Origin of the sequence: Plesiocystis pacifica SIR-1 (genome assembly GCF_000170895.1) — a bacterium.
Classification (GTDB): domain Bacteria; phylum Myxococcota_A; class Polyangia; order Nannocystales; family Nannocystaceae; genus Plesiocystis; species Plesiocystis pacifica.
In genome coordinates, this window is sequence record NZ_ABCS01000092.1 from 15,765 (window position 1) to 37,115 (window position 21,351).

At 71.5% G+C, this 21,351-nt stretch carries 15 protein-coding genes, 1 tRNA gene and 1 pseudogene; 4 read left to right on the top strand and 13 right to left on the bottom strand.

The annotated features are described in order from the left end of the window. Positions 1-29: 29 nt before the first annotated feature. Positions 30-1,241, bottom strand: coding sequence for a cytochrome P450 (locus tag PPSIR1_RS32195; protein ID WP_006975422.1), 1,212 nt, complete (start codon positions 1,239-1,241; stop codon positions 30-32). A gap of 69 nt (positions 1,242-1,310) precedes the next feature. Here PPSIR1_RS32195 and PPSIR1_RS32200 point away from each other — a divergent pair, with 69 nt between their 5' ends. After that, on the top strand, positions 1,311-1,682 hold the full coding sequence (locus PPSIR1_RS32200; protein WP_006975423.1) for an antibiotic biosynthesis monooxygenase family protein: 372 nt from the start codon (positions 1,311-1,313) through the stop codon (positions 1,680-1,682). Here PPSIR1_RS32200 and PPSIR1_RS32205 read toward each other — a convergent pair. The 9 genes and pseudogenes from PPSIR1_RS32205 to PPSIR1_RS44435 all read right to left on the bottom strand — a co-directional run bounded on the left by PPSIR1_RS32205 (position 1,679) and on the right by PPSIR1_RS44435 (position 13,853). Further along, on the bottom strand, positions 1,679-3,766 hold the full coding sequence (locus PPSIR1_RS32205; RefSeq protein ID WP_006975424.1) for a VWA domain-containing protein: 2,088 nt from the start codon (positions 3,764-3,766) through the stop codon (positions 1,679-1,681). The genes PPSIR1_RS32200 and PPSIR1_RS32205 overlap by 4 nt on opposite strands. 1,109 nt (positions 3,767-4,875) lie before the next feature. Continuing rightward, positions 4,876-6,270, bottom strand: coding sequence for a leucyl aminopeptidase family protein (locus tag PPSIR1_RS32210; protein WP_006975425.1), 1,395 nt, complete (start codon positions 6,268-6,270; stop codon positions 4,876-4,878). Positions 6,271-6,338: 68 nt separating this feature from the next. Next, positions 6,339-6,411 (bottom strand) — tRNA-Arg (locus tag PPSIR1_RS32215). Positions 6,412-6,503: 92 nt separating this feature from the next. After that, on the bottom strand, positions 6,504-8,399 hold the full coding sequence (locus tag PPSIR1_RS32220; protein WP_006975426.1) for an acetate/propionate family kinase: 1,896 nt from the start codon (positions 8,397-8,399) through the stop codon (positions 6,504-6,506). 54 nt (positions 8,400-8,453) lie between these two features. Continuing rightward, complete coding sequence (locus tag PPSIR1_RS32225) at positions 8,454-9,224, bottom strand: PP2C family protein-serine/threonine phosphatase (protein WP_006975427.1); 771 nt, start codon at positions 9,222-9,224, stop codon at positions 8,454-8,456. A gap of 48 nt (positions 9,225-9,272) precedes the next feature. Next, entirely contained in the window at positions 9,273-10,469 is a 1,197-nt protein-coding gene (locus tag PPSIR1_RS32230; RefSeq protein WP_232296578.1) for an RluA family pseudouridine synthase, read from the bottom strand. A 5-nt stretch (positions 10,470-10,474) separates the two neighbouring features. Beyond that, on the bottom strand, positions 10,475-11,023 hold the full coding sequence (locus PPSIR1_RS46835) for a molybdopterin-binding protein (RefSeq protein ID WP_086001894.1): 549 nt from the start codon (positions 11,021-11,023) through the stop codon (positions 10,475-10,477). A gap of 202 nt (positions 11,024-11,225) precedes the next feature. Beyond that, positions 11,226-11,870, bottom strand: a pseudogene (locus PPSIR1_RS50885) (MoeA family protein); the annotation flags it as partial. 18 nt (positions 11,871-11,888) lie between these two features. Then, positions 11,889-13,853 carry a LysM peptidoglycan-binding domain-containing protein gene (locus PPSIR1_RS44435; protein ID WP_232296577.1) on the bottom strand — a complete coding sequence of 655 codons (1,965 nt, stop codon included), beginning with the start codon at positions 13,851-13,853 and terminating at the stop codon, positions 11,889-11,891. Between the two features lie 271 nt (positions 13,854-14,124). On the opposite strand from PPSIR1_RS44435, the gene tatA reads away from it, so the two are divergent. Then, entirely contained in the window at positions 14,125-14,349 is a 225-nt protein-coding gene (gene tatA, locus PPSIR1_RS32245; RefSeq protein WP_006975432.1) for a twin-arginine translocase TatA/TatE family subunit, read from the top strand. A 78-nt stretch (positions 14,350-14,427) separates the two neighbouring features. Here the strand turns inward: tatA and PPSIR1_RS44440 are convergent, their stop codons facing one another. From PPSIR1_RS44440 to PPSIR1_RS32260, 3 genes are all read right to left on the bottom strand, one after another. Next, positions 14,428-15,177 (bottom strand): hypothetical protein, encoded by a 750-nt coding sequence (locus PPSIR1_RS44440; protein WP_006975433.1) that lies wholly within the window; start codon positions 15,175-15,177, stop codon positions 14,428-14,430. A gap of 60 nt (positions 15,178-15,237) precedes the next feature. Continuing rightward, positions 15,238-16,194 carry an MJ0042-type zinc finger domain-containing protein gene (locus PPSIR1_RS32255; protein WP_006975434.1) on the bottom strand — a complete coding sequence of 319 codons (957 nt, stop codon included), beginning with the start codon at positions 16,192-16,194 and terminating at the stop codon, positions 15,238-15,240. A 153-nt stretch (positions 16,195-16,347) separates the two neighbouring features. Beyond that, complete coding sequence (locus PPSIR1_RS32260) at positions 16,348-17,109, bottom strand: hypothetical protein (protein ID WP_006975435.1); 762 nt, start codon at positions 17,107-17,109, stop codon at positions 16,348-16,350. A gap of 626 nt (positions 17,110-17,735) precedes the next feature. On the opposite strand from PPSIR1_RS32260, the gene PPSIR1_RS32265 reads away from it, so the two are divergent. Both PPSIR1_RS32265 and PPSIR1_RS32270 read left to right on the top strand, forming a co-directional pair. Beyond that, positions 17,736-19,568: an ABC transporter permease gene (locus PPSIR1_RS32265; protein WP_006975436.1), complete on the top strand. Its 1,833-nt coding sequence runs from the start codon at positions 17,736-17,738 to the stop codon at positions 19,566-19,568. A gap of 91 nt (positions 19,569-19,659) precedes the next feature. Then, positions 19,660-21,111 carry an ABC transporter permease gene (locus PPSIR1_RS32270; protein WP_006975437.1) on the top strand — a complete coding sequence of 484 codons (1,452 nt, stop codon included), beginning with the start codon at positions 19,660-19,662 and terminating at the stop codon, positions 21,109-21,111. The last annotated feature ends 240 nt before the right edge of the window (positions 21,112-21,351 follow it).

The window sequence follows — 21,351 nt, forward strand, 5'->3', positions numbered from 1 at the left end:
CGTGCAGTGGCGTACGGTGGCGTGCGGTGTCAGCGGACGCTGAGCTCGTAGCGGTCGCAGTGGCGGTTCAGCGGAGAGGTCAGCCGCCACTGGGGCGGTTCGGCCGGGGCGAGCTTGGGGAAGCGCCCGAGCATGCGCTCGAAGGCGACCCTCCCCTCCATCCGCGCGAGGGCCGCGCCGAGGCAGAACATCGCCCCCATCCCGAAGGTCAGCGTCTTGGGCTTGGCGCGCCCGACGTCGAAGCGCAGGGGATCCTCGAACTCGTCGGGGTCCATGTTCGCGCAGCCCAGACCCGCGACGATGAGCGAGTGCGGCGGAATCTCGACGCCCGCGACGGTCCGCGGCGCGGCGCCGTTCATCCGCATGGTGCTGCCCGCCGGCCCCTCCCAGCGCAGCATCTCCTCGACGGCGTTGGCCGTGAGCTCGGGCTCGGCCCGCAGGCGCTCGAGCTGCTCGGGGTGGTCGAAGAGCGCGACGGTGCCGTTGGCGATCAGGTTGGCCGTGGTCTCGTGGCCGGCGAAGAGCAGCAGCACGCAGTTGGCCAGGATCTCCTCGGCCGAGATCTGCTCTTCCTTCTCGGCCTCGACGAACACCGAGATGATGTCCTCGCGCGGGGACGCGCGGTGCTCGTCGACGATGGTCTTCATGTAGTCGACCATCTCGCGCATGCTGGCTTGGGCGTCGAGCAGCCCCGGCATGTCGCGGTTGGTGAACACCTTGACGATGCCCTCGGACCAGCGCTGGATGTCCTCGTGGCGCTCGGTCGGCACGCCGAGCATGTGCGCGATGACCCGCGCGGGGAGGGGGTAGGCGAACTCGCTGATGAGGTCGAAGCGGCCGCGCTCTTCGGCGGCGTCGAGCAGCTCGTCGGCGATCGCCGTCGCCGTGGGCTCGAGGCCGCGGACCGTGCTCGGCGTGAAGTAGCGGTGCAGCAGGCGGCGGATCCGGGTGTGGTCCTCGGGGACGGTGTGCCCCATCCACATGCGCACGGTCTTGCGGATCCACGCGAGCTGCTCGGCCTCCTCGGGCGCGCGCATGTCGAGGGCCGCGGTCATCAGGGCCGGCGAGAGCCCGGGGTCCTTGAGCAGCGCCATGTTGTCGGTCCACTTGGCGACGACGAAGCCGTGGGTCTGGGGCGCGAAGTGGACGGGCGTCGTGGTGACGATGGCGTGATACAGGCGCTGGGGAGAGGCCAGCAGCTCGGGACCGAGGAGGTCGTGGGTCAGCTCGGGTGAGGTCATCGGGGGCAAGACTGACACGTGTTCTAGCTGTCACCCAGCCCCGCTGCTTGGGCTGCTAGGCTCGCCGCCATGATCGTCGTGACCAACCGGATCCCCGTGGCCGAGGCCTACGCCATCGACTTCGAAGACCGCTTCCGCAAGCGGGTGCACCTCGTCGATCAGCACCCCGGCTTCGTGCGCAACGAGGTCCACCGCCCCCGGCCGATGCGCTTCGATCGGGAGTCCGGCACCTGGTCCCCCGACACCGAGGCTCAGGGCTACTACGAGGTCAAGACCTGGTGGCGGAGCATGGACGACTTCGTGGCCTGGACCAAGAGCGAGAGCTTCCGCGAGGCGCACCGTGATCGCCCGCCCAAGGAGATGTTCGCCGGGCCGAACGTGCTGGAGATCCACGAGGTGTTCACGTCGACGGACCTCGAGCTCCCCGACTCGGGTGCCTAAGCGTCGACGTCGACCTCGACGACCCAGGTCTTGCGGGCCTCGATGAAGTCGTCGGCGGGCAGGCCGAGGTCCCAGCTGCGCTCGGCGACGCAGTCGAGCACCGCGGCGTTGACGGGCTGCGCGGGGCTGAACTGGAGATCGACGATCTCCTCGAAGGTCGCCTCGAGCTGGACCTGTGCCCGGGTCCCGGCGCCGCCGCAGCGCAGCCACACCGCGCCGAGCTGGGCCTCGAGCCAGACCTGGCGATCGAGGCGGCCGCCAAAGGGAACGCCGCCGGCGCTCCCGTAGCCCGAGCCGCTCCCGCCGCAGCCGCCCTTGCCGATGAGCCCGACGTTGTCGAACGCGAAGCCGGCGGTGGACGGGCGCACGCCGGGCTCGATGGCGAGGTAGCTGGTCACCGGCGAGACCGCGCCGCCGCGGGTTGCGAGCGCGCGCATCTCGTCGTCGTCGAGCTCGAACAGGGCCTCGTTGCCGAACACCAGCGCCGACCAGCGCTGCTCCAGGGCCGGATCGGGGTGCATGACGAGCTCCACGGGCGCGCCCCAGCGCCAGCCGCCGACGCGGACCTTCGAGACCAGCTGCTGGCTGACGCTGAGCTCGGCGTGGCCCTCGCCCTCGAACAAGCTCTCGGGCAGCTGGCTGTCGTAGTCGACGCCGTCGAGCTCGACGCGGAGGCCGTCGAGGCGCACGGGTCGGGCGAGCTCTTCGAAGATCCTGCGCGCAGCCTCGCGGTCATCGTCGTCGGGCGAGGCCCCGGCCCCGGCGAACCACACGACCCCACCGGTGGCGCGGGCGAGGCCGGTCCAGGGGTGGGCGTCGTCGCGGTCGAGGTAGGGGCCCGCGCTCGCCGGCTCGATGGTCGCTAGGTGGACGATCGCGCCGCTGGCCGCGGTCACGGCCTCGTAGTCGGCCGGTTGGATCCGCGAGCGGAGCTCGAAGTCGCTGAACATCACTACGCGCTTGGCCGCGCGCCGATCCGCCGCGCTCAGCAAGGTGGTGGCGGCCTCGAGCGCCAGGCCCAGGTCGCTGCCGTTGCCGCGCTCGAGGTCGGCGCGCTCGAGGGCCTCGATGGCCTCGGCGACGGACACCAGCCCGGGGGTCAGCGCGTGGACCTCGTGATCGAAGCCGAGCACGGCGACCTTGGCCCCGAGCTTGGGGTCTTCGAAGTGGCTGAGGGTGGTCAGGGCCGCCTGGCGCTCGGCCTCGATCTGGGGCAGGTCCATGGAGCGCGATAGATCGAGGCCGACGACGATGCGGGCCCGCTCGGGCAGCTCGGACAGCTGTGCGGGTACGCCCACGCGCCAGTGGGCGATGGACCGGTCCGCGCCCGCGGGCGCCACGGCGAGCTCGGTGAACACGCCGGCGCTCGAGCGCGGGGCCAGGCTGATGGTGCGGGGGACGTCCAGTGTGATCGCGCCGCCGGAGCGGAGCGAGCGGCCGTCGACGAACAGGCGGTCCTTGCGGTTCGCGCTGCGGACGTGGACCTCGGCGGGCACGTCGTCGAGGCCGAGGGTCTCGAGCTCGAGGACCCAGCGCCCCTCGACCCACGACGCCGGCATGTCGAGGCTGTACTCGACGACCTTGTCGCTGCCCGGGGCGATGGGGAAGACCTGCAAAAACAGCCTGCCGAGGCCGTCCCAGGCGAGCAGCGCAGGATCGCGGGGTTGGTGGATGCCCAGACCCGTGAGCTCGGTGTAGCGCTGGGCGGCGAGGTCGGCGTCGAGGAGCTGGCCGGCGTGCCACTGCGTCCGCCCCTCGAGCTTCGACTGGGTCCGCAGCCCCGTGGCCACGGCGCCCTCGGGCAGCGCGAGCTCGAGGGTCGCCTCGTCGAAGTCGTCGTGGCCGTTGTGGAAGGCGCGGGTGACCGTCATCGTCGCGTAGCCGCGCTCGAAGGACAGCTCGACGACGTGGCTGCGCTCGGTCATGGCCCCCTCGCCGCGGGTCCCGTACAGCCAATCGGCCCGAGCCTCACCAGGGGCGAGGGTCAGGCCGAGGAGCGCGCCGAGGGCCAGGGGGGCGCACCAGCGCGCGAGGGGACGCCGGGGCGCCGTGGAGGGGTCGCGTTCGAGGGAGAGCACGGGCATCGGCCCGGGACCCCACGCGCAGCGGTAGGTTCCGATCTGCTTTGCCCCCGCAGGCGTTTGGGGACCGGGGGCGCTTCGTCGCTGCCGCTCCTCCGCTTTGGCTTGGTGGGCAATGGGGTTCGTGCCTTCGACTGGGCATGTGGTGGCCCCCTCGAGGGGGCCTTGGGTCTCGTGTTGGGGGCCTTGGGTCTCGTGTTGGGGGCCTTGGGTCTCGTGTTGGGGGCCTTGGGTCTCGTGTTGGGGGCCTTGGGTCTCGTGTTGGGGGCCTTGGGTCTCGTGTTGGGGGCCTTGGGTCTCGTGTTGGGGGCCTTGGGTCTCGTGTTGGGGGTGGGTCTCGTGTTGGGGGCCTTGGGCCTCGTGTTGGGGGTGGGTCTCGTGTTGGGTTGTTGGGGGTGGGTCTCGTGTTGGGTTGTTGGGGGGTGGGTCTCGTGTTGGGTTGTTGGGGGGTGGGTCTCGTGTTGGGTTGTTGGGGGTGGGTCTCGTGTTGGGTGGGGCTGGGGCTGGGGCTGGGTTCTGTGTTCTGGGGCTCTGAGGTCGAGGTTTAGGTCGAGGTCGAGCTTCGAGTCTTCGTTTCCGCGTGCCGCTTGGGTTCGAGGAGTTCATGGATCGCTCGAGTCGGAGGCGAAGAGCTCTGCACCATGAAGGGCAACAAGGGGGCAATGGGGTCGGCTCCGCCAGGGCGAGGAGCCGCGGGACCGGTCGGTGAATCCGAGTCCCAACATCGACTTTTGACGTCCGAGACCCGAACAGCCCATGCCTTTGGACGACAGCGGGGGAGCCGACCCCTTGCCCCGTGCCGGCTCTCCATCGGAGACGAGACCGCTCGCAGATCCGAACGCACATCGAGCACGGCCCAAGGGTGCTCGTGGATGCTCCCGAGAGCCTCTTGGGCCCCTCTGGGCCTCGGTGAGGCCGAGCCAGGACCCCCGAGAGCCGTCGGGGTCGACCATGCTCTGCAGCGGGACCTCGTCGTCGAGGAGGTGGTCGAGGTAGTCGCCCACCTTCCAGTCGCCCGGATCCGTGAGCAAGAACTCGAACAGCGTCGAGGGCCTCGCGCGGGCGCGGAGTGGGTCGAGTGTCGCGCGTCTGCGCGTTGCGCACAACGCCGATCAGCCGGCGTAGCGCCGCGCGAGCATGGAAAACAGCGCCCGCACGCCGAACACCTCGCCGCCGTAGGGGCGCCCGGCGCGGGTGTGGATGTTGTAGGCCATGGTGTCGATGTGCACCCACGAGCGGCCGTCGCCGATGAACTCGTTGAGGAACAGCGCCGCCGTGATCGCCCCGCCCTGGCTGACGCTGGCGATGTTGTTGATGTCGGCGACGCGGCTGTCGAGGTGGCGGCGGTAGGGCCGATGCAAGGGCATGCGCCACAGCGGGTCGTGCTCGGTCAGGCCGGCGTCGAGGATCGCCGCGGCGACGTCGTCGTCGGTCGAAAACAGCGCGGGCAGCTCGGTGCCGAGGGCGATGCGGGCGGCGCCGGTGAGCGTGGCGAAGTCGATGAGCAGGTCGGGGTCCTCGCTGTCGGCCTCGGCGAGGGCGTCGCACAGGATCAGCCGACCCTCGGCGTCGGTGTTGCCGACCTCGACGGTGATGCCCTTGCGGGTCTGGAGCACGTCGAGGGGGCGGAAGGCGTGGCCGGAGATGGCGTTCTCGACGGCGGGCACGAGCACGCGCAGGCGCACGGGGAGCTTGGCGGCCATGACCATGGACGCGAGGGCGAGGACCGAGGCCGCGCCGCCCATGTCCTTTTTCATCAGCTTCATGCCCGCGGCGCTCTTGAGGTCGAGGCCGCCGCTGTCGAACACCACGCCCTTGCCGACCAGGGTCAGGCGCGGGGCCTCCTCGTCGCCCCAGCGCATGTCGATGAGCCGGGGCTGGCGGTCGCTGGTCGGGCCGACGCCCTTGCCGACGGCGTAGACGGCGGGGTAGTTGGCCTCGAGCAGGTCCGTGCCGACGGTCAGCTCGAGCTCGGCGCCGTGGGCCTCGGCGAGCTCCTGGGCGGTCTCGGCGAGCTGCGCGGGGCCCATGTCCTCGGCCGGGGTGTTGACCAGGTCGCGGCCGAGGAAGGTCGCGTCCCTGGCCCGCTTCACGGCCTTGCGGTCGGCGTTGGCCGGCCACACGAGGGTCGGGAACTTCTTGGTGTTCTTGGTCTTGTAGCGGTCGAAGCGGTAGGTCCCGAGGGCCCAGCCCAGGGCGGCCTCGCTCGCCTCGGCGGCGTCGAGCTCGGTCTTCAGCTCGTAGCGGCCCCGGGGCAGCTTGCCGACGGCGGCGGCGAAGGCCCACATCGGGGTCGGCTCGGCGCCGAGGCCGAGGACGACCTTGGACAGGCTACCGTCGCGCCCGGGGATCAGCGCCAGGTTGCCGCGCTCGGCCTTGAAGCGTGTCGACGACAGCCACGCCCGCGCGGTCTTGGCCTGGTCCTTCTCCCACCGCTTGTAGGCCCGCTTGGTCAGGGCGAAGAGCGGGATGGTCTTGGCGTTGGGGCGCGTGGCGAAGTGGTCCATCGCCGGACGATAGCATTGCGCGATAGTGACCGTGGAAATTCGTGGTGGGCCCCCGACGGAGCGCTTTTAACATCGTGCGGTTTTCGAAGCCGCAACCATTCGGTTAGGAGCCGAGTGTTCTTCCAATTGAACTAACGATCGAGAGCTCTCGCCCACGTGGGGCCCACCTGTGCCCTGGCTTAGCAGCGCGCCTCGAGGGCGCAAGCCGAGGGCGCCAAAAGGGCCGCGGGAGGCTATACGAGCTGGCTAGCGACCACTTTGCGGCGCGTCAGGGTGGCCTTTCCGGCGGTCTCGACGAGCAGGCCTTCGGCGTGCGGGCTGAGGTCGGCGGCGTTGGCCTCGTCGGTGTCGATGTGCATCTCGAGGGCGTACTTGGGTGAAACCCGGACCATCACGTCGCCGAATACGAGATCGCGGCCGGTGCTCGGGGAGTGCACGGCGACCTCGACGACGTCGCGATCGCGGACCCCGTAGCGCTCGGCGTCGTCGGGGGGCATGTGGATGTGTCGCCAGGCGCAGATGACCCCCTCGCGCAGGGTCAGGCTGCCCGCGGGTCCGCGCAGGGTGATGCCGGGGCTGTTGGCGACGTCCCCAGACGCGCGCACCGGGGCGTCGAGGCCGAGGTGGAACTCGTCGGTGCGGCTGATCTCGACCTGGCAGCGCGGCCGCGTGGGCCCGAGCACGCGGACCCGCTCGATGCTCCGCCGGGGGCCGACGAGCTCGACGCACTCCTCGCAGGCGTACTGCCCGGGCTGGGACAGGTCCTTGCGCACGGTCAGCTGGTGGCCCGGGCCAAACAGCTGCTCGACGGCCTCCTGGGTCAGGTGGACGTGGCGGGCCGAGATCGCAATGGGGATGGGCCGGGGCGGATGAGCCTCGGCTTTGCTCGGGCTGACGCGGTCGTGGGTGCGCAGCAAGGCCGCGGCCTCCCGGGCCATCTCGAGCTCCTCGTCCGTGGCTACCGCCAAGATGCGCACGCGGCTGTGCTCGGTGTGCAGGGGGACCACGGGGGCAGCGTCGTCGGCGTGGCCGCTGCGGTTGCGGTCCTCGTCAAAGCGCGCGCCGAGGAATTCGAGGCGCTGGCAGGCGCGGTGACGGATCAGCGCGCTGTGCTGGCCGATGCCGCCGGTGAACACGATCACGTCGACGCCGCCCATGACCGCCGCGTAGGCGCCGATGTACTTGCGCAGGCGGTGGGCGAAGACGTGCACGGCCAGGCGGCAGTCGTCGTCGCCCTCGGCGGCCTTGGCCGCGATGTCGCGCATGTCTCGACCGACGCCGGACAGCCCGGCGAGGCCGCTGGCGTCGTTGAGCAGGGCGTCGAGTCCGTCGAGGTCGACCTCGCCCGAGCGCAGCAGGTGAAGGATGACGCCGGGGTCGAGGTCGCCGCAGCGCGTGCCCATGGCCAGGCCCTCGAGGGGCGTCATGCCCATGCTGGTCTCGACGGAGCGCCCGTACTCGACGGCGCACACCGAGCAGCCGCTGCCGAGGTGGCAGGTGATGATCCGCAGGTCGCGGAGGTCCTCGCCGAGGTGCTGGGCGGCCTTGGTGGCGACGTGGGCGTGGCTGGGCCCGTGGAAGCCGTAGCGGCGGATGCCCAGGCGCTCGCTCAGCTCCCGGGGCAGGGCGTAGCGCTGGGCTCGGCGGGGCAGGGTCTGGTGGAAAGCGGTGTCGAACACGGCGACGTGCTCGAGCGCGGGCAGGGCGGCCCGGGCGGCCCGGATGCCCGCGAGGTTGACGGGGTTGTGGAGGGGGGCGAGGGGGCTGAGGGCCTCGATGGCCGCCTCGACCTCCGCTTCGGTCTCGGGGTCGCTCAGGCGGGTGGGCTCGCTGAAGCGCTCGCCGCCGTGGACGACCCGATGGACCACGCCGTCGAGGCGAGCGCCCCGGGCCTCGAGGCGCTCGAGCAGCCGGGGCACGACGGCGGCGAGGGCCTCGGCGTGGTCGCGGCAGGGGAGCGCGATGGGGGCCTGGGCGTTGGGCTCGACGCGCCAGCGCAGCCGGGTCGCGCGGCCTTCGTGCTCGCCGATGCGCTCGACGAGGAAGGCGTCGACGCGGGCGCCGGAGTCGACGTCGATGACCTGAGCCTTGATGGAGGAGCTGCCGCAGTTCAGAGCCAGGACGAGCACGGGCGACTCATACCAAGGGGAGCCGCCGCCGTCCTGGTGTCGGGGCGCGTACAGCTAGCAATCGAGGACTTCGATGAGCAGGGCGGTGATGTTGTCCGAGCCGCCCTGATCGTTGGCGAAGGCGATGGCGTGGGTCACCGCCTCCTGGACGTCGCGGGCCATGATGTCGTCGAGGGCCTTGGGGTTCAGGTAGCCGTGCAGCCCGTCGGAGCACAGCAAGATGCGGTCCTTGGGGAACAGGGGGATGGGCAGGGTGTCGACCTCGACGTAGTCCTTGTGGCCCACGGCGCGGGTGATGACGTTGCGGATGCGCGAGCGCTTGGCCTCCTCGGGGGAGATGAGCCCGTGCTTGAGCTGGTAGTTGACCAGGGTGTGGTCCTCGGTCAGCTGCGAGACCCGGCCGTCGCGGGCGAGGTAGACCCGCGAGTCCCCGACCTGGCCGACGATGCCCATGTTGCCGGCCACGAAGAAGGCCGACGCGGTCGTGCTCATGCCCCGCTGGTCGGGGTTTTGCTCGCCGAGGGAGTGGACCATGTAGGTCGCGTTTTGGATCGCGCCGCGCATGACCTGGCACAGCTTGCCGGCGGCCTCGGAGGAGCTGCTCTTGGTGTCTGCGTCGAGGAGCTCGGCGAGGCTCTTCTCCTCGCGCTTGAACCACTCCCAGATGAAGTCGACCGCCTCACGACTAGCGATCTCACCGCGGGCGCGACCGCCGACACCATCACAAACGACGAACAGACCCAGATCGGGGTCGGCCAAGAAGGCGTCTTCGTTGTGTGTGCGCTTCTTTCCAACGTCGGTGTCACCGAAGTAGCGGACGCGCATGGGTTTCGACCATATCACGGTCGGCCGGATCGGGGCGTGAGCGAGGCGTCAAAAGCTCGGGGGCCAAAAGCCCGCGGGGACCGGCGCGAACACGGTGCGCTCGTCTGGAAAGGCCGCGGAGAGATCGAGGCCGTGGGCATGCAAGAGGATGCTGGTGGGCGTGTGGGCGAGTTCGCACATGTCACTTCGACCAGTCGAGGAGCCGGGTGCCGTCTCACTCGTGGACGAAGGGGAGGATCCCGCGGCCGTGGACCCGCTCGTGGGCGGGGTTGCTCCGGCTCGTGGGCCGTAGAGGCTGTCGCCGACGATCGGGAGGCCGATCCAGGCGAGGTGGCAGCGCGCTTGGTGGCGTCGGCCGGTCTCGAGCTCGAGGGCGAGGAGCCACGGCTGGGCCCCCGTGCTCGTCGCGCTGGCCTGGGCCAGGGGGTGGACGACGCTGCTCGCCCGCTGCCCGTCGAGGCGCACGGCGGTGTGCGAGGGGATCTCGGCCTCCCGGGCGACGCGACCGAGGGGAGCGCGCACGCGAAAGCTCGGGTGGGTGGCCGTGGCGGTGTCGATGCCGGCGAGGGAGCCGAGCTCCGCGCGGGGGTGGGCCTCGACCTCGGCCGGGAGCACCCAGCCACGCAGGCCGCCCTCGGGCAAGGCGGGCGGCCAGGTCATGGCCGCGCCGCGCTCTCGGGCCCCGAGGTCGAGGCACACGGCGAGGTAGCGCTTGCGGACCTGCTCGGCGGAGAAGGCCTTGCGCGCCCGGGCCCAGATCTCGGGGCTGCGGGCGAAGGCGACGACGCCCGAGGTCGGCCGGTCGAGGCGGTGGACCGCGCCGCCCTCCCGCGGGTCCTCCGACGCCCCCGCGCACTCGGGCCAGCGCTCGGCGACGGCGGTCGCCAGCACGCCCGGTTGCTGGGGCGTGAGCGCCACGGTGTGCACGCCGGCGGGCTTGTGCACGTAGACGAAGTCCGGGGTCTCGGCGAGGACCTCGAGGGCGTCGAGGCGGGCGGCGAGCTCGGGCGAGCTCGGCTCGTCGTCGAGCGCGAGGCGGAGCACCTGGCCCTCGCGGGCGCGGGTCGAGGGCGGACGCTTGAGGCCGTCGACGCGCAGGTGGCCGGCGCGGGCGAGGCTGCGGGCCTGTCGGCGGGACAGCGCGGGCACGCGTCGGCCGAGGATCACGTCGGCGCGCTCGCCCGCGTCCTCGGCGGTGACGGTGTGCTCGACGTGGCGAGGGCCAGAAGTTGGTTCGGAGGGCATGGCGGTCACTCGCGCAAGATGACGGCGGACAGGCGCTCGCCGGCCGGGACCTCGCCGCGGTCTTCGGGCACGTGGAGCAGCAAGTCGGCGTAGGCGATGGAGCGCAGCGCCCCCGACAGCTGCTTGGACAGCGGCGCCGCCCGGCCGTCCTCGGTCCAGCGCGCGCGCACGTAGTGGGTCCGGCGGGGGCTGCCGCGGGTCGGCTCGGCGAGCTCGACGACCCGGGTGGGGCGGCTCCAGGCGCGCTCGGGCAGGCCGGCCAGGGCCCGGATGAGCGGGCGGGCGAACAGCTCGAAGGTCACGAAGGTGCTCGCCGGGTTGCCGGGCAGGGCGAGCACGGGCAGGGGGCGCTCGCTCGCGTCGCTGCTACGGGGCAGCAGGCCGAAGGTCGTGGGCCGCCCCGGGCGGAGGCGGAGGCGGCGAAAGCCGAGCTCGAAGCCCAGCCCCTCGAGGGCGGGCAGGACCAGGTCGTGGTCGCCCACGGAGATGCCGCCGCTGGCCACGAGCAGGTCCACGCCGAGCTCGTCGCGGGCGGCCAGCAGGGCGCGGCGCATGGTCTCGGGCTCGTCGAGGACCGGGGCAGTCTACGGGCTCGCCTCCGGCTTCGCGGATCTGGGCGGCGAGCATCATCGCGTTGGTCGACACGATCTGGCCGCGGCCTGGGGTCTCGCCGATCGGCACGAGCTCGTCGCCGCTGCTGAGCACGGCGACCCGCGGCCGGGCGACGACGCGGAGCCGGGCGTGGCCGGTGCCGGCGAGCAGGGAGGCCTCGCCGGGGCCGACGAGGGTGCCGGCGGGGAGCAGCGCCTCGCCCTCGGGGACGTCGCTGCCCACGGCGCGGACCCAGCCGCCGGGGCGGACCTGGGCCAGGGCGACGCTCGAGAACTCGACGAGCACCCGCGGCGGCGCGTCGGCCTTGCCCTCGGGGGCGGGGAGCTCGATGCGCGCGGTGTCTTCTTGGGGCACGACCGCGTCGGCGCCCTCGGGGACCACGGCGCCCGTGGCCACGCGGGCGCAGCTGCCCGGCTCGAGCGGGGACGCGCTGGGGTGGCCGGCCGCGCTCTCGTCGACGAGCTCGAGGGCGAGGGCCTCGGCGTCGTGCTCGTCGCGGGCGAGGATCAGGTCGGCGCTGCGGACCGCGTAGCCGTCCATGATGCTGAGCGGGGCCGAGGGCAGGGCCCAGCGGGCGCGCACGGGAGCGTCGCGGCTGTCGTCGCGACCGTCGTCGCTTTTGTCGGGTCCGGCGAGCACCCGCCCGATGGCTTCGTCCACGGCCACGCGATCGCATCGACCTTGCTCGAGCAGGGTGGGGAGCTGGGCGCCGCGGACGGTCTCGAGCACGCGCGCGAGGCCGTCTTCGACGCTCAGCGGTGGGGCGTCAGAGGGGGAGGGGTCGCTCATCGCAAGCTCGTGGCCGTTCTAATCGTCGTACTTGCGCCCGGGCACCCGCGAGGTCTTGGGCGTCGAGGGCGGCCGCGCCTTGGGCAGCTCGGTGTCGTGCTCGCGGTCCTGGGGCGCGAGGCTCTGGGCGACGTCGAGCTCGGTGGTCAAGGTCGTGGGCTTGGGCTTGGGCGCGGTCGTGGTGGCTTTTTTGTGCTTTTTATCGACGTAGACCACGATCACGTCCCCCGCCTTGTAGCGGTGGTTTCGGTTCACGCCGTTGATGCGCGCCAGGGAGCCGTGGGACAGGCCGAACTTCTTGGCGATGCGCTCGAGCGAGTCGCCCTTTTTGACGGTGTAGCCCCGGCGCAGCAGCTCGCGCTCTTCGAGCACGGCCTCGAGGTGCTCGGCGGTCCCGCGGATGACGTGGCGGGCGGTCTGCGGCGTGAGCACCTTGACCCCGGCCGCGGCCGCGTCGAAGCCCTCGTCGACGAGGACCTGCAGCATCTGGCCGTCGACCAGGCGGGCCTGGGGGTCGAGGTCGTTCCACGCGACGATCTCGCCCCAGCCCACGTCGAAGCTGGCCGCGATGGCGTTGCTGGCCGTGGACCGGGTGACGCGGAAGAACACCAGGCGCTTGCCGGCGGGGACCTTCAGGGGCGGGACCGCGACGATGGGCGGGAGCGGGCTCTCGCCAGCGTCGACGCTGTCCGCCGTCGGCACGACCAGGACCACGCCGCCGACGATCTCGCCGCTGTCGTGGATGCCGTTGAGCTTGCGCAGCTGCTTTTCGGTGATGCCGTGGGCGGCGGCGATGCTCTTCAAGTCGTCGCCGAGGCGCGCGGTGTAGGTGGCGAAGGGCTGGCTGAGCCCGCTGAAGTCGCCGCCGAGCTTTTGGAACGCGGCGTGGGCCGACCGCGGGATGCGGATCCGCGAGGGGCCGCCCTCGGGGGGCACGCGCCCGCGCAGGTAGGCGCCGTTGATCTCTTCGAGCAGGTCCTCGTCGCTGCCGATGGCCTTGGCCAGGTCTTCGAAGCGCGTGCCCGGGGGCACCTCGACCTCCATGAGCTCGAGGGCCGGCTGGCCCGCCGGGGGCAGCCCGAAGGCCTCGCGGTTGTGGCCGACGATCGCCGCGGCGAGGATCTTGGGCACGTAGTTCATGGTCTGGCGCGGCAGCCCGTTCTCGACCTCGGCGAGGGCCCAGAAGTTGTTGGTGTTGTTGCGGCGGATGGTCTGCACGACCAGGCCGTAGCCGGCGTTGTAGGCCGCGAGCGCCAGCTCCCAGGTGCCGAAGCGGGCCTCGAGGTCCGAGAGGTAGGCCGCGGCGGCGTAGCTCGAGCGCTCGAAGTCGAGGCGGTCGTCCTTCCAGTAGTCGCCGCCCAGGCCGTAGACCCGCCCGGTCTGCTCCATGAACTGCCACATGCCCGCGGCGCCCACGGCCGAGCTCGCGCTGGGCTTGAAGCCGCTCTCGACCATGGCGACGTAGACCAGATCCTCGGGCAGCCCGGCCTCGGCGAGGATGGCCCGCAGCCGCGCCTCGTAGCGGCCCATGCGATCGAGCCACGCGGCGATGATGCGCTTGCCCTTGGGGTCGTCCTTGAAGTAGCGCAGGTACTCGACGGTCTGGGTGTTCCAGCGGACCGGGATGTCGGGGAGCTCGAGCTGGCGCATCCACGCCTCGGGCGGCTCGTCGACGATGGTCTTGCGGGGCGCCTGGCCCTCGGGGAAGGCCGTGGCCTCGAAGGCCTCGAGGGAGGCGCGGAGCTCCCGATCCCAGCGGCGATCGGGGGCCGCGTAGGCGACGTGGATCGACGCGCCCTCCGGACGATCCCCGCGCACGCGCTCGCGGGCCCGGGTGTCGGCCCACACTGGCTGGTCCCAGCTCGCGCCGATCTGCATCTTGCCCTTGGGGGGGGCCGGGGCCTCGACCGCGCTCGCGTCGGCGTCGGGGCCCGCGGCGAGGACTCCGCTGGGGGACAGCAACGCCAGTGTGACGGCACCCAAGCTCAGGAGTTGACCCAAGACGGGGAGCCCCGCGGCGCGCGCTCGCCCGCCTGGGAGGCGCCGCGACCTCCTGGACTGGGCAGGGCCTGGGAGGCTCCGGGAGCGCTGAACACCCGGCGCCAGGGCGCTCGAATCCTCGGCTGCGGCAGGTCCCGAGGGCTTCGCCGCCGCCGCCCGGGTTCGAGCGATCGCGCGGCGCACGTCCGGCGGTGTGAGCGGGTGCATCGCCTCCACGCTAGCAAAGCGCCAAGAAGAGGACTACCTTCGACCCATGCTCCTGGGCTTCACCTTCGGACCCGCCGAGATCGCGGTCATCGTCCTGGTCGTCCTGCTCGTGTTCGGACCGTCCAAGCTCCCGCAGCTCGGCTCGAGCGTCGGCAAGATGCTTCGCGGCTTCAAGAAAGAGATGAAGGCGCTCAAGGACGACGACCTCGAGGTTGAGGACGCGCCCGGCGAGATCGACGTGACACCCCAGGCCCAGGCCGAAGAAAAGTAAGTCCGTCGGTCGAGGACCTAGCGATGACGGGAGCTTCGGCTCCCGTTTTGCGTTGGTTGACCCCGATCTTCTCCACCTTCAGCTCGGCGCCGTCAGCCGGCGACGGACCGCGGCGCGGACGCGGTCGGGGAGGGCGGGATCGGCCCGGAACTCGCGGAGCTCGGTGCGGTTGAGCAGGCCGACCAGGCGCAGGGCGCTCGACTCGGGGAAGTTGGGGTTGCGGATCAACGCCCGCCGGACCCGAGGTCGGCAGTTCCAGCGTCGCGCCTCGAGCACCAGGGTCAGCACGGCCGCGCTCGCCCGGCGCGAGGTCGCGATGCGCAGCACGTCGGCCTCGGTCAGCCTCGGGTTGCGCAGCAACAGGCCGACCACGTCGACGTGGGGGTCGACGACCAGGCGCTCGATCACGTCGCGCTTCCAGGTCCGCGCCAGGCTCTTGCGCTCGCCCAGGGTCAGCGGGCGCGTGCCGGGGACGAGGGGGCGGGGCGCGGCGGCGGCTTCGCTGGCCTCGTCGACCTCGCTCGAGAACAACAGCTCCTTGCACGACTCGAGGCCGAGGCGCTCGGCGGCTTCGAACAGGGCGCGGCGCTCGGTGTACTCGAGGCGATCGCTGCCGACGAGCTCGATGGCCGCGAGCAGGCTGACGTCGTAGGGCTTGCCGCCGGCGCGCCCGGCCGTGGCCAGGACGTCGAGGATCCACGCGCCCTCTTCGGGGCTGCGAGCGCGCAGCTGTTCGTAGAGCATCGCCGAGCGCATCGCGGGCTCCGGGAGCACCGCGAGGCGATGGGCGAGCTCATGAACGTCGCCGTGCGGCTTGGAGCGGCTCACCCGTCGAGAGTGCGAGAGCTCCGGCGCGCCGGCAACTGCCCAGTCTGGGATCCAGACGGACTAAATCGTGATCCCGAACTTGTCCTGCAGGAGCGGACGGGGGTCGATGGTGTCGTGCTCGACGAGGGACCACCCCATCAGCACGCCGATCAGCACGAGGACCAGCAGGAAGAGCACGCCGAAGATGCGGCGGCCGATACCCGGCTTGGCCTTCTCGGGCTTCTTCTCCTGGGTCTTGGCCGGCTTGCCCTCGGTCTTGGTCGGGGCGGGCGTGGTCGGCGGCTGGTGGACGGGAGGCTGGGCGACCTGTCCGACGGGCGCGACGGGCTCCGCCGAGGGCGCCTCCTCGACGTCCATGTCGAGCTCGAGCTCGGCCTCGGCTCCCGCGGCCTCGGCAGCGGCGGGCTCCGGCTGGTGCATCACCGGCTGCTCGGGCTCGGGCTCGGGCGGACGGGGGATGGGCGCGGCGGCGTGGCCGATGAGGGTCGGGCGCGAGCGCACCGGGGGCTTGCGCTGCTCGGCGGCGGCAGGCTGCACGCGAACCGGCGGCCGCTCGGGCGCGGGCTCGGGCGCCGGCTGGGCCACGGGCAGCGGCTCCGGCTGAGGCGCGACGGGTTGCGGGGCGGGCGTGGGCGCGGCGACGGGCTGGGGAGCGGGGGTCGTCGGCTGAGGCCGGGGCGCAGAGGTGGGAGCCGGCGCAGGTTCGGGCTGAGGCTCGGGCTCGGGCGCGGCGACCGCGGGGGTCGGCTGGGGCGCGGGGCGAGCCGTGGCGACGTGTGCGGACGCGGCCGCGTCGTAGCTGACGTCACCGGAGCCGAGGGCCTCGCGGTAGGAGGCCTCGTCTCGGAAGCCCTGGGCCATCTGCATGCCCGGCTCGACGAGGGAGGCGTCGTTGGCCGCCTCGAAGTCGAGGATCATCCGGAAACCGCAGGTCGGGCACTCGACCTGCACCAGCGGCGCGATGCGATGGTCTTCGACCTGGAAGGGACTGGAGCACTCGGGGCAGGCGATGATCACGATCCTGCCTCCTGGCGGGGAAGATCTGCGGCGCGGATAGCCAAGACAGCCGCGATCCTATCCCACGTGTGCGCCCAAACCGAAGGAATCGGCGAGGACGCGGGGTGAGGGGCGGAGCGCGGCATCTCTGGGCGGGTCAGCGCGAGGTCGGGCTCAGAAGTCGAGACCGAAGGAAACGGTGTACTGCTGCTGCAGACCAGACTGGTCGGACACCGTCTCCGTGCCGCCTCCGAGCAGCTCGACGTCGGAGGTCGTGCTGCCGCCGGGGACGAACATGGCTTCGAGGCCCACGCGCAGCACGCTGAAGATGAAGCGGACGCCGACGAAGGGGCGGTGACGCAAGATCACGTCCTGCTGGCGGAAGACCATCTCACCGCGGTTGGTGCAGTCGTCCTCGCCGTTCTCACAGGGCTGGGGCCCGTCGGAGAACTCGTCGTGGCCCGGGGTCGCGTCGAGCACACCGGTGCGCGCGAAGATCATCAGGGCCTGGTAGCCGGCGTAGGGGGTGATGCTGAAGGTCTTGCCGACGCCGAACACGTGGGAGATCGACGCGTCGGCCGAGACCGTGGTCAGATCGAGGTCCCGCGAGCCGAGCAGCCGGGAGAACATGCCCCGGACGGCGATCGAGGGGATCGGCGTATGGTGGAAGCCCTCGTGGATGGCGATCTTGCCGTAACCGGAGATCGTCCACATGCGGCTATCAAACAGGTGGGTCGCCCCAGCACCGATCTCGAGACCCGGCCACAGGCCCTTGCGGCCCATCACCTGCAGCGACGGCGCGACGTTATCCGCGCCACTCGAGGTGTCGGCCCAAAAGGCCTCGCCACCGCTGAGGGTGTTGATGCCGATGTCGGCGGAGACGGCGAAGGCCGAAAGACCCAGGCTATCTGCGGGGTCGACGGGCCGGGGGGCCATGAGAACGCCAACTTCGGAGGACAACGAGCGAAAGTCGCCGTTCCTCTGGGTGACGTTCCCATCGGCGTCGACCTCACCGAGGGCGGTGAGATCCAGATCGTACTTGCCCGCTCGCGCCTCCGCGGAAACGAGGAAAGTGGCGACCAGAGCGGACAAGCAAAGCAACCTTCTCAGCATGAGGGCTCCGGGAGACCCGCGGAGCGTAGCCCGCGCCCGGTTTTGGTGTCAAGGTTCCGACGCCCCTGATGCCGGCCTGGATCGTGTTTGCTCCCGGCTCTCGGTTGCATCCAGAGCCGCGCGTTTTGCCCGAAGTCGGCTCCAGTTCGCCCTCATGCGTTCAGTCCGAGGCTTGCGTGTATTGCGCGGGAGCGTCTTTTCCGGACCCGCGCTGCGGGACCACTTTGGGCCGTGGGGCGCCATGGGCGGCAACCCACGCCGGATTTGACCACGGCCCGACCCCGCAGTAGCGTCCCGCGTTGGTCCGCGCCGGAGCCCTCGCGCTAGCGCGGGCTCGCGGGCCCCGCGTTCGGAAGCTGTCGGTGAGCGGATCTCAGGAACCCCAATCTTCCCGTGCCACGCCGGCGCGATCTCTGGCCCGCGGGAGCGGGGAGATCCGCGAGCGGCCGTTGCTCTCGCTCCTCTACACCCTCGCGCTGACAACGCCGTTGCTGTTCTGGCCGGGGGCCCCCCGCTGGGCGGCCTGGCTCGGGCTGGCGGGCATGATCGCGCTCGCGGGCTTGCTGCTGCGCCTCGCGCTCGTCGGCTTCACCGGCTACGAGCGCCTGGTCGGGCTGCGCATCATCCGGCGCAAGGGCTCGGAGGCCGGCTCGCGCGGGCGTCGTCTGTTGGTCGTGTTCTGGGCCAGCGCGCTGACCAGCGTGCTCTTGCTGCTGGCCATCAACGCCCTGGTCGAGCCGGGCGACTCGATGCTGACCACGCTCCAGCCGCTGCGCGTCGGTCTGGTCTTCTATACGGCGGGCGCGACCTTTGGCGGGCTGCTCACGCTGATCTCCCGGCGCTTTTCGATCTTCGGCACCACCTCGATCATCGGCGTGGTCCTGGGCGTGGCCGCGCTCTTGGTCGTGCAGTCCGTGGCCACGGGCTTCCAGCACGAGTTCGAGCGCCGGGTGCTCGGGGTCTACGCGCACATCAACGTCACCCGGGCCTTCGGCATCTCCGAGTACCGCCGCTTCGAGGCGTGGACGCGGACCATCGACGGGGTCGAGGGCGCGAGCCCCTTCGTCTACCTGGGCATGGCGCTGGCGCCCTTCACCGGCGAGGGCCGGGGCGTCGACGACGTCAAGCTGGCGAGCGTGCTGGTCAAGGGCATCGAGCCGAGCACCGCGGCCGAGGTCATCGACCTTCCCGATCACCTCGTGCGCGGCAGCGGCCGGGAGATCCCGCTCTCGGAGCTGCGCAGCGACTACCAGCTCATGCCCGTGCCCGACCGCCCGGACACCGAGCTGCCCCTGGTCATCGCGCAGACCCCCGACCCCCGGGGCGAGGACTGGTACGACGCCGCGATCGCCGAGTGGAACGCGGGCGACCACCGCGACGACCCCTTCCGCGTCGGCCGGCGCAGCGAGGACGAGGACGTGTGGGAGGACCCGCCCGAGGACCTCGACGCCGTCGCGCAGATCGACATCGACGATACCAACTTGCCGACGATGTTCATCGGCGTGGGCCTGGCCCGGGAGCTCAAGCTCGCCGAGGGCGACGTCGTCCGGCTCGTCGATCCGGGCGCGACCTTCGATCACTCGGAGGCGCCGAAGTTCGTCTACTACCGCATCGCCGGCGTGTTCCAGGCCGGCTTCCAGGAGTACGACAGCCGCTTGGTCTACGTCGACATCCGCGAGCTGCAGCGCTTCAAGTACCGCGGCAAGGACATCGTGTCCGGCGTCGACCTGCGCCTGCGCGAGCAGTCCCTCGCGCCCGAGGTCGGGGCGGTGATCCGCGGGGCCATCAACAGCCCGGAGATCGCCGAGTACTCCGTGCTCGAGTGGCAAAAGCTCAACGAGAACCTGTTCGACTCGATCCGCACGCAAAAGAACATCATCACGGTGATCCTCAGCCTGGTGATCTTCGTGGCCAGCTTCAACGTGCTCTCGGCGCTGTGGACCATGGTCATCCGGCGCACCCCGGAGGTGGCGATCATCATGTCCATGGGCGCGACCGGTCCCCAGGTCGCGCGCATCTTCCAGGTCACGGGCATGACCATCGGGCTCGCGGGCTCCCTCGCCGGGGTCATCTTTGGCCTGGTGATGTGCGGCCTGGTCCAGCTCTACGGCTACACCCTCGACCCCGAGGTCTACTTCATCGAGGAGCTCCCGGTCGAGATCGACCCGGTCCAGATCGCGTGGATCCTCGGCCTGGCCCTCGCCTTTTGCTTCATCGCCACGATCCCCCCCTCGCTCCGCGCCGCTCGCCAGCGTCCGGTCGAGGGCCTGCGCTACGAGTGAGCGGGCGATGGCCTTGTCCGCCCTCGTGGCTCGCCGGCTCATGGGCGCTCAACGAGCGCCGAGTTGGGCGTGGCGCGTCGGGGGCGGGTGCGTGGCCGTCTTGGCTCTGGGCGCGGTCGCGATCGCGGCGGGCCTGCGCCAGCCCTGGGTGATCGTCCCGCTGTGGGTCGCGGCCCTGGGCCTGGGCGTGTCGATCCTCGGCGCCCGGCTGCGCGCGGCCCTGGTCGTGTCCATCGCGGGCCTGGCCATCGGCGTGGGCAGCTTGTTCGTGGTCCTCGGCGTCGCCTCGGGCATGGAGCAGGCCATGGTCTCCTCCCTCGCGCGCCTCAACGGCCACGCGATGATCACCAAGTACGGGCTGAGCTTCGACGAGTACGACGAGCTCGCCGATCGCCTGGTCGCCGATCCGCGGGTGCGCGGGGCCTCGCCCTTCGTATTCGGCGTGGGGGCGATCGTGGCTACGCCCTGCCGCGCGCCGGACCAGCCCCACGGCAGCGACGCGCCCGTGGAGGTGGAAGAGGGCGAGGACTCCCTCGAAGATTCCCTCGAACCGGTGATCGCAACCTTGAAGGGCCTGGACCCGGCCCGCCTCGAGCGCTTCGCCGAGGTCTCGGACTTGCTCGTCGAGGGCGGCCTCGAGGCCCTGCGCCCCGCCGACCCTGGGGTGCGTCCGGGCGTCGCCCTGGGTCACCGCCTGGCCGCGCGCCTGGGCGTCGAGCGAGGCAGCTGCGTGCGCATCGTCGTGCCGGCCGCGATTCGACCGGGGGTCGGCGGCGCGCCAGGCAATGGGCCGGGGTCGGGGCAGGCCACCGACGTCGCCCCGGCCCACGGCGAGTTCGAGGTCCTCGGCCTGCTCGAGACCGGCTACTCGGAGTTCGACAACAGCTTCGCGCTCATGCACCTGCGCGCCGCCCAGGCTCTCATTTACGGCCAGTTCCGGGTCACGGGCATCGAGATCGACGTCGGCGAGGCGCCGTCGTTGGGCGAGGGCCCGCGCATCGGTCGGGACTTCGTCGAGACCCTCGAGGCCGAGCGCAACGCCGACCTGCCCCCGGGCAAGCGCCGGCCGCCGCTGTACCGCGCGTCGAGCTGGCTCGAGCAGTCCGCGGTGGTCCAGTCGATCCGCCAGGCCCGGATCATGCTGACCATCATCCTCGGGCTGATCGTGCTCGTCGCGTCGAGCTCTCTCGTTGGCGCGCTGTTGCTGTTGCTCCGGCGCAAGCGCCCGGAGATCGCGACCCTGGCCGCGCTCGGGGCTCGCCGACGCCAGCTGCTGTGGGCCTTCGAGCTCGTGGGCCTCGCGGTCGGTGGCCTGGGCTCGGCCCTCGGCGTGCTCCTGGGCGCCTTCACCCTCGCCCTGCTCGAGCGCGTCCACCTCGACCTCGACCCGGCGATCTATTTGGTCGACCGCATCCCGGTGGCCTTCGTGTTCGCGGACCTGCTCGTGCCCACGGCCCTGGCCATGCTGGTGTGCGCCCTGGCCACGGGGCCGATCGCGTTCATGGCCGGCGGGGTCCGCCCGATCGAGGCGCTGCGGCGTTAGGCCGGCGCTTCGATCGGTCGCGTTGGTTCATGCGTGGGCCGCGGGGCCCCGGCCAAGCTGTTCGAGCGCTGAGCTTCACGACGCGCCGAGCGGGCCCTGTGCTATGAGCCCCGGCGTGACTAGTACCGCGTGTCCGAAGTCCGTGCCGGGGTTGGGGTGGAGCTGGGACCCGAGGGCAAGGAGCCGCGAAGACGCTGTGGTGGACCCCACTGCGAGGAGCGGCGACACAGCCATTCGGGT